This is a genomic window from Mycolicibacterium arseniciresistens, from assembly GCF_030519285.1.
GTDB lineage: Bacteria > Actinomycetota > Actinomycetes > Mycobacteriales > Mycobacteriaceae > Mycobacterium > Mycobacterium arseniciresistens.
Genome location: NZ_JAUMSQ010000180.1, coordinates 1 through 6904, shown reverse-complemented (window position 1 = coordinate 6904; position 6904 = coordinate 1). Strand labels below are relative to the sequence as shown.

The window sequence follows — 6904 nt, the reverse complement described above, 5'->3', positions numbered from 1 at the left end:
TGGCCACCGGCGTGACCGCCGTCCGGCGCAGGTCGGCGGCGCTGGCCGCGGTCTCGGCGGCCGGGGTGGCGCTGGTGGTGTGGACGCCGATCACGCTGATGCCCGCGCACCGCGAGGCGGCGGCCTCGCTGTGGCGCCAGCTGGCCGGTGGGTCCTACGTGTGGTGGGCGCTCGCGGTCATCGTGGTGACGGGGATGCTGCGAGCCTCCGCGGCGGCGGACCCGGCCGGGTCGACGCCCGACGCGGCACCGGTCCCGGCCGCGAACTGACTCAGCCCGCGGCGGCCTCAGGAATGCGGGCGGCCGGCGGTGTCTCGGTGTCTGCCGTGCCCTCCTTGACGTCGGCCGCATAGAGGTCCACGTACTCCTGGCCGCCCAGCTGCATCAGCTCGTACATCACCTCGTCGATGACCGCACGCTCGATGAACCGGTTGCCTGCCAGGCCCTCGAACCGGGTGAAGTCCATCGGCTTGCCGAATTTCACCTGCACGCGTCCGAAGTGCCAGAACTTGCTGCCGGGCGGGTTGACCACGTCGGTGCCGATCAACGCGACGGGGATGACGGGGATCCCGGTCTCCAGCGCCACCCGGGCCAGCCCGGTCTTGCCCTTGTAGAGCCGGCCGTCCGGCGAGCGGGTGCCCTCCGGGTACATGCCGAGCACTTTGCCGTCGTTGAGTATCCGCACCGCGGCGCTCAGGGCGTCCTTCGCAGCGTCGGCGTCGGTGCGGTCGATCGGCACCTGGCCGGCGGCGGTGTAGAACCAGCGCTGGAACCAGCCCTTCAGCCCCGTGCCGGTGAAGTACTCGGCCTTGGCCAGGTAGGTGATGCGACGCTTGACCACGAGGCACTTGTAGAAGCTGTCCGCGACCGCCAGGTGGTTACTGGCCAGGATGCACGCGCCTGAGGTCGGAACATGCTCGAGCCCTTCGACTTTCGGGCGGCCGAGCAACGACAGCAGTGGGCCCATGAAGACGTACTTAAAGAGCCAATACCACATGGATCCTCCCCATCGGACGCACCTGACGGTGCTCGGCGACAACTTTACCCAGGCACTGTGGAACGGACCACAGCACGGGACGTCACTCCTCGACGGTGACGGGGATGTGCTGATAGCGACCGGGTGCGGGCTGGTCCGGCGGCGGCCCCTGCGGCGCCGAACCCGGTGGCGGCGGAGGCCGGTCGGGGTCCGGCGGGGGGCCCATGTCCTCGACCACGGCACGCACCACCGTCAGCAACGCCGTGCTGTGCTCGGCGACCACGCTCAGCAGTGGGTGTTCCTCGCCGCTGACCAGGGCCGCGAGTGCGCACACCGGGCACCACACCTGCTGGCACGCGCCCGGCGTTCCGCTCGACGTCGCCCGTGCGGCCAGCAGCCGCACCGCGGGATCGAGGCGGTCGAGCACGGCCTGGGCGAGTGCCCGCAATTCGGGCGCCAGGTTCTGGTGTCGCCGCCCGGCGGCGCCGGTGTCGGACTCGCTCACGCCGGCCACACCTCCGGGTTCGGTCGGAATCGCACCGTCAGCTCATGGCCCCGCAGCTGCGCATCGGTCACGATGCACCGCCGCAGAACCGATGCCAGCCGTACGCGGCGCCGCATACCGCCGGCGCCGATGATCAGGTCGTCGTCGACCCGGCCCAACGACAGTCCGCCGGTGTCGATTGCAGGCAACTCTAGTCGCAGTCGGTACACCGCTTCGAGGCCGCTGCCGGATTCCCGGTCGACCACCGGCCGCAGCGGCCCCGGCGGTGCTGACCCGTCACGGCGCCGGGCGCCCTCGAGCAGTTCACCGAGGGCCTTCGGTCCGATCGGCTCCCCGGGCAGATGGGGCACCAGCACGAGCGCGACGTCGCCTACCGCCGCGTCGAGCTCGTCGAGCACCGCCCGCTGCTCGCCGATCCGCGCCGCGTACCACTCGAACGCCGGGTGCTCGGGCAGGTTGCGGTATTCGAACGAGTCGTCGCGCACCAGGTACTGGTTGACCACCAGCTCGGCGACCCGCACACCCATGAGCGCCAGCGAGCCGAGGGTGCGGACCGCCTCGGCGGCCACCACCCGTTCGGCGGTCAGCACCAGGTGTGCGCTGACCCGCGAGCCGTCGGACAGCAGCGAACTCAACTCGCGGGTGGCGGCGTCGATGCGTTCGACCAGTGCGATGACGGCGGTGGTCGCCGCGTCGTCGGCGGCGGTGGACAACCTCCGGTGGCGGGGCCAGGCCCGTTCCAGATAGAGGCCGAAGGTGGCGGGCAGGGTGAGCATCCGCAGCGCGTCGGCCGTCGAGGCGCAGTCCACCACGACGTGGTCCCAGGTGCCCTCGGCGGCCAGCTCGCCGACCTCGTGCAGGCCGAGCACCTCCTGCACCCCCGGCAGCGCCGAGAGTTCTTCGGGGGCAAGCTCTCCGAGATCCGAGTCGGGGAACCGCGCGGCGACGGCGGAGGCGACGTCACGCCAGCGCTCACTCAGCAGGGCGAGGGTGTCGAGCGCCAGCGCGTCGAGGAATCCGCCTGCGTCGCCGGTGTCCAGTTCGGCGAGCACCCGGGTGGGCTCGCGGCGTCCGGTGGGCACCACCACGGCGCCGAGCACGTCGCCGGTGGAGTGGGCCTGGTCGGTCGAGACGACGAGCACCCGCAGGCCTGCACGCGCGTCGCGCACCGCGGTCGCCGTGGCCAGCGTCGACTTGCCCACTCCCCCCTTGCCGACGAAGAGACTGATGCGGGCGGGGGTGGCCGGTGGCCGGTCACTCAGGTCAGTCAGCCTCGACTCGTTTCTTGAGGTCCTTCAACGCGGTGTCGGTCAGCCGGCGCTCCGCCTTGCGCTTGAGCAGACCGATCATCGGGATCACCAGGTCGACCGACAGTTCGTAGGTGACGTCCGTGCCGGTTCCCTTGGGCGTCAACCGGTACGCGCCCTGCAGCGCCTTGAGCAGGGAACTCGACACCAGCGTCCAGGTCACCGACGTGCGGTCGGACGGCCACTCGTAGGCCAGCACCATGGTGTCCTTGAGCACGGCCGCGTCGAGCACCAGCCGTGCGGTCTTCGGATTGCCCTTCGCGTCGGCTTCGAGAACCTCGGCTTCCTTGTACTCGGCAACCCAGTCCGGATACGAGCCGATGTCGGCGATCACGTCCATCACCGTCGTCGGATCGGCATCGATGTAGATCGTCTGTGCCGTTCTGTCCGCCACCTGCACCCTCCTCGGCACGAAATCTACCCCGGCCACCTCGTCCCAACCGCGCGGCCGGGAAGAGGACTATGAAGTCTGCCGGGGCAGCCCCACCGGCCGCGACGCCTCGAGCGTCTGTTTGACCTCGAACGCCATCTTCTTACCGGCGACGCGGCGTTGATGATTGAGCTTGGCCAGATTCATCCTGGCCAATTGCCACGCCGCGACTCCCGACGGTTCGGCGTGCACGAAGTAGTGCAGGATCACCCCGTCCAGCGCCGGCTCCAGCCATACCTCCATGGTCCCGGTCAGCGCGCCGGTCACGGTCCAGCGGTGCCCCTGCGCGCCGCGGTCCTCGACGACGGTGAGCCGCAGATCCGGCCACCACCGCCGCCAGGCCGCCGGATCGGCGACGGCGCGGCCGACGTCGGCCGGGTCTGCCGCCACGAAGGTCTCGTCGGCGATCTGGATGCTGTTCATCGCCTTCAAGCTTCACATATGCTCCTCCGCCGGGCCGGGTCGGCCGACTAGGCTGAGGCCGCACATCAGCAAGCCGAGAGCCGGGAGGCCAGCACCGTGCGCGAGTTCAGCGTTCCTGCCGAGTTCACCGTCGACGAGCACGACAGCGTCGTCGGTGTCGTGTTCGCCCACGAGCGCGACGATCCCGACCACGTCATCTTCAGCCGCCTCGTCGACGGCGCCTGGGTCGACGTGACCTGCGCTGCGGCCGCCGACCAGATCCGGTCCACCGCCCTGGGTCTGATCGCCAGGGGTGTCAAGCCCGGCGACCGGGTGGCGCTGCTCTCGGCGACCCGGTACGAGTGGACGATCATCGACCTGGCCATCCTGGCCGCCGGCGCGGTGACGGTGCCGATCTACGAGACCTCCTCGGCCGAGCAGGTGCGTCACGTGCTGTCGGATTCCGGCGCGGTCGCGGTCTTCGCCGAGACCGACGCCCACGCCGACAAGATCGACCAGTTCGCCGGCGAGCTGTCCCAGCTGCACACGGTGCTGCGCATCGACGGCGCCGAGCCCGCGCTGCCCGCGCTGGCGCAGGACGCCACGACGGTGGACGCCAAGGAACTCTCCGACCGGCTCGCGGCGATCTCCTCAGCCGATCCAGCCACGCTGATCTACACGTCGGGGACCACCGGCCGGCCCAAGGGCTGCCAGCTGACCCACGCCAACCTGCTCTACGAGATCCGGGGCGCCAAGGCGTGCTTCCCCGATCAGCTCGCCAAGGGCGAACGCATGCTGGTGTTCCTGCCGCTGGCCCACGTGCTGGCGCGCGCCATCACGATCGCCGCGTTCACGAGCAAGGTGACACTCGGCTTCACCAGCGACATCAAGAACCTGGTGCCGTTGTTCGGCGTGTTCAAGCCGACGCTGGTGGTGTCGGTGCCCAGGGTGTTCGAGAAGGTCTACAACACCGCCGAGCAGAACGCCCGCAGCGACGGCAAGGGCCGCATCTTCGAGATCGCGGCCAACACGGCGATCGAGTGGAGCAAGGCGCACGACGGCAAGGGCCCCGGCCTGGTGTTGCGGGCCAAGCACGCGGTGTTCGACCGGCTCGTCTACGGCAAGCTGCGCGCTGCGCTCGGTGGGGACTGCCGCGCCGCGATCTCCGGCGGCGCCCCCCTCGGCGCCCGGCTCGGCCACTTCTACCGCGGCGTCGGGCTGACGATCTACGAGGGCTACGGCCTCACCGAGACCAGTGCGGCGATCACGGTCAACCGGGTCGGCGACATCAAGATCGGCTCGGTCGGGAAGTTGTTGCCCGGCAACAGCATGCGCCTCGGCGAGGACGACGAGCTGCTGGTCAAGGGCGGCGTCGTGTTCAGCGGCTACTGGAACAACCAGGAGGAGACCGACAAGGTCTTCTCCGACGGCTGGTTCCACACCGGTGACCTCGGCGCGTTCGACGAGGACGGCTTCCTGACGATCGTCGGACGCAACAAGGAGATCATCGTCACCGCGGGCGGCAAGAACGTCGCGCCCGCGGTACTCGAGGACCAGCTGCGTGCACATCCGCTGATCAGTCAGGCGATGGCCGTCGGGGACGCCAAGCCGTTCGTGGGTGCGCTGATCACCATCGACCCGGAGGCCTTCGACGGGTGGAAGGGGCGCAACGGCAAGGACAGCGGCGCCTCCGTCGGCGACCTCACCGACGACCCGGACCTGGTCGCCGAGATCGATTCGGCGGTCAAGGAGGCCAATCAGGCGGTCTCGAAGGCCGAGGCGATCCGCAAGTTCCGCATCCTGTCCGTCGACTTCACCGAGGACACCGGCGAACTGACCCCGACCCTGAAGGTCAAGCGCAAGGTGGTGGCGGAGAAGTTCGCCACCGACATCGAGGCGCTCTACGGGTCCGGTTAGAGCAGTCCGGCCAGCCGGCGGCCCTGGGTGCGCCACTGCCACTGGTCGACGACCCAGCTCCGGCCCGCGGCCCCCATCGCGGCGGCCCGGACGGGGTCGGCCAGCAGGTCGCTGACCGCCGAGGCGATCTCGTCGATGTCGCGGCCGTCGACCACCGTCCCGGTCTGGCCGTCGCGCACGGTCTCCGGGGCGCCGCCGGACCGCCCGGCCACCACCGGGACGCCGGTCGCCGAGGCCTCCAGGTAGACGATCCCCAGCCCCTCCACGTCGAGGCCCGCGCCGCGGGTGCGGCACGGCATCGCGAAGACGTCGGCCATCGCGTGGTGGGCCGGGAGTTCGGCGGCGGGCACCCCGCCGGTGAACACGACGTGGTCGGTGACGCCGTGCCGGACGGCCAGCTGCTCGAGGGCGTCCCGGTGCGGGCCGCCGCCGACGATCACCAGCGCCGCACCCGGTACGCGCCGCCGCACCTCGGGCAGTGCCCGGATCAGCATGTCCTGGCCCTTTCGCGGGACCAGCCGCGACAGGCAGACCACCACGGGCCGGTCGGCCAGGCCGTAGCGGGCACGCAGTTCCGCGCGCGCGGCCGAGTCGGGTGTGAACCGGTCGGTGTCGACGCCCGGCGGGAGGTGCTCCAGTGCGGCGGCGGGACCGAACGCCGATGCGAACCGCCCTCTGGTGTACTGGCTGACGTAGGTCACCACGTCGGTGCCGTCGCCGATGCGGCGCAGCGCCGTTCGGGCCACCGGCAGCATCGACCAGCCCACCTCGTGACCGTGCGTGCTGGCCAGCACACGGCCTGCGCCGGCCCGCCGCGCCAGCGGCGCCAGCAGTGCCAGCGGCGCCGCGGCGCCGAACCACACGGTCTCGATGTCGTGGCGCCGGATCAGCGCCCGCATCCTGGCCGCCACCGACGGCTCGGGCAGCATCAGCGTGGTGGGATGCCGGACCACCTCGTAGCCGGCCGCGCGGTCGTAGTCCTGCGATCCCGACCACGTCGGCGCGTACACGGTCAGCGTGTGCGAACCGGCCGCCACCAGTTGTGCCACCAGCTCCTCGAGGTAGGCCTGGATGCCGCCGCGGCGGGGCGGGAAGTCGTTGGTGACGAGCAGGACCCGGGTCACCGCGCCTGCCACGCTCGCCAGCCGGCCTCCACCTCGGGCAGGCTCTGTCCGAGGGTGTCGCGGACCGCCGTCGCGACGTCCGGGTGTCCCGGGCCGCAGGCGCGCAGGTACAGCGCGCGCAGCGCCGCGATTCCGTGCCGGTCGGCGACGTAGCGGCTGAACAGCCACGCCCGGTCGTACGCGAGCGAGCGCACCGGCCCGGCCGTGTCCAGATCGGTGTCGGTGGGCAGCCGGGCGGGCACGT

General features: G+C 71.0%; 7 protein-coding genes and 2 pseudogenes. 2 read left to right on the top strand and 7 right to left on the bottom strand.

The features are described 5' to 3' along the window. A pseudogene (locus tag Q2100_RS20410) lies at positions 1-269 on the top strand (alpha-(1-2)-phosphatidylinositol mannosyltransferase); the annotation flags it as partial. A 1-nt stretch (position 270) separates the two neighbouring features. Here the strand turns inward: Q2100_RS20410 and Q2100_RS20405 are convergent. The 5 genes from Q2100_RS20405 to Q2100_RS20385 all read right to left on the bottom strand — a co-directional run bounded on the left by Q2100_RS20405 (position 271) and on the right by Q2100_RS20385 (position 3640). Further along, positions 271-996, bottom strand: coding sequence for a lysophospholipid acyltransferase family protein (locus Q2100_RS20405; RefSeq protein ID WP_302915523.1), 726 nt, complete (start codon positions 994-996; stop codon positions 271-273). Positions 997-1078: 82 nt separating this feature from the next. Beyond that, positions 1079-1480 carry a hypothetical protein gene (locus Q2100_RS20400; protein ID WP_302915522.1) on the bottom strand — a complete coding sequence of 134 codons (402 nt, stop codon included), beginning with the start codon at positions 1478-1480 and terminating at the stop codon, positions 1079-1081. Next, on the bottom strand, positions 1477-2742 hold the full coding sequence (locus Q2100_RS20395; protein ID WP_302915525.1) for an ArsA family ATPase: 1266 nt from the start codon (positions 2740-2742) through the stop codon (positions 1477-1479). Before Q2100_RS20395 ends, Q2100_RS20400 begins: the two co-directional genes overlap by 4 nt. Before the next feature lies 1 nt (position 2743). Next, positions 2744-3181: an SRPBCC family protein gene (locus Q2100_RS20390; RefSeq protein WP_302915521.1), complete on the bottom strand. Its 438-nt coding sequence runs from the start codon at positions 3179-3181 to the stop codon at positions 2744-2746. 66 nt (positions 3182-3247) lie between these two features. After that, a complete protein-coding gene (locus Q2100_RS20385) occupies positions 3248-3640 on the bottom strand; it encodes a polyketide cyclase / dehydrase and lipid transport (RefSeq protein ID WP_302915520.1) in 393 nt (130 codons plus the stop codon). Between the two features lie 96 nt (positions 3641-3736). Here Q2100_RS20385 and Q2100_RS20380 point away from each other — a divergent pair, with 96 nt between their 5' ends. Beyond that, the gene (locus tag Q2100_RS20380) at positions 3737-5536 is read left to right on the top strand and encodes an AMP-dependent synthetase/ligase (protein WP_302915519.1); all 1800 of its coding nucleotides are present in this window, start codon (positions 3737-3739) and stop codon (positions 5534-5536) included. Here Q2100_RS20380 and Q2100_RS20375 read toward each other — a convergent pair. Further along, a complete protein-coding gene (locus tag Q2100_RS20375) occupies positions 5533-6660 on the bottom strand; it encodes a glycosyltransferase family 4 protein (protein ID WP_302915524.1) in 1128 nt (375 codons plus the stop codon). The genes Q2100_RS20380 and Q2100_RS20375 overlap by 4 nt on opposite strands. Next, positions 6657-6904 (bottom strand): annotated as a pseudogene (locus tag Q2100_RS20370) (peptidase); the annotation flags it as partial. The pseudogene Q2100_RS20370 and the gene Q2100_RS20375, both read right to left, overlap by 4 nt.

Coding starts and splice junctions, on each gene's coding strand:
- Q2100_RS20405 (WP_302915523.1), bottom strand. CDS start 996: ATGTGGTATTGGCTCTTTAAGTACGTCTTCATGGGCCCACTGCTGTCG.
- Q2100_RS20385 (WP_302915520.1), bottom strand. CDS start 3,640: ATGAACAGCATCCAGATCGCCGACGAGACCTTCGTGGCGGCAGACCCG.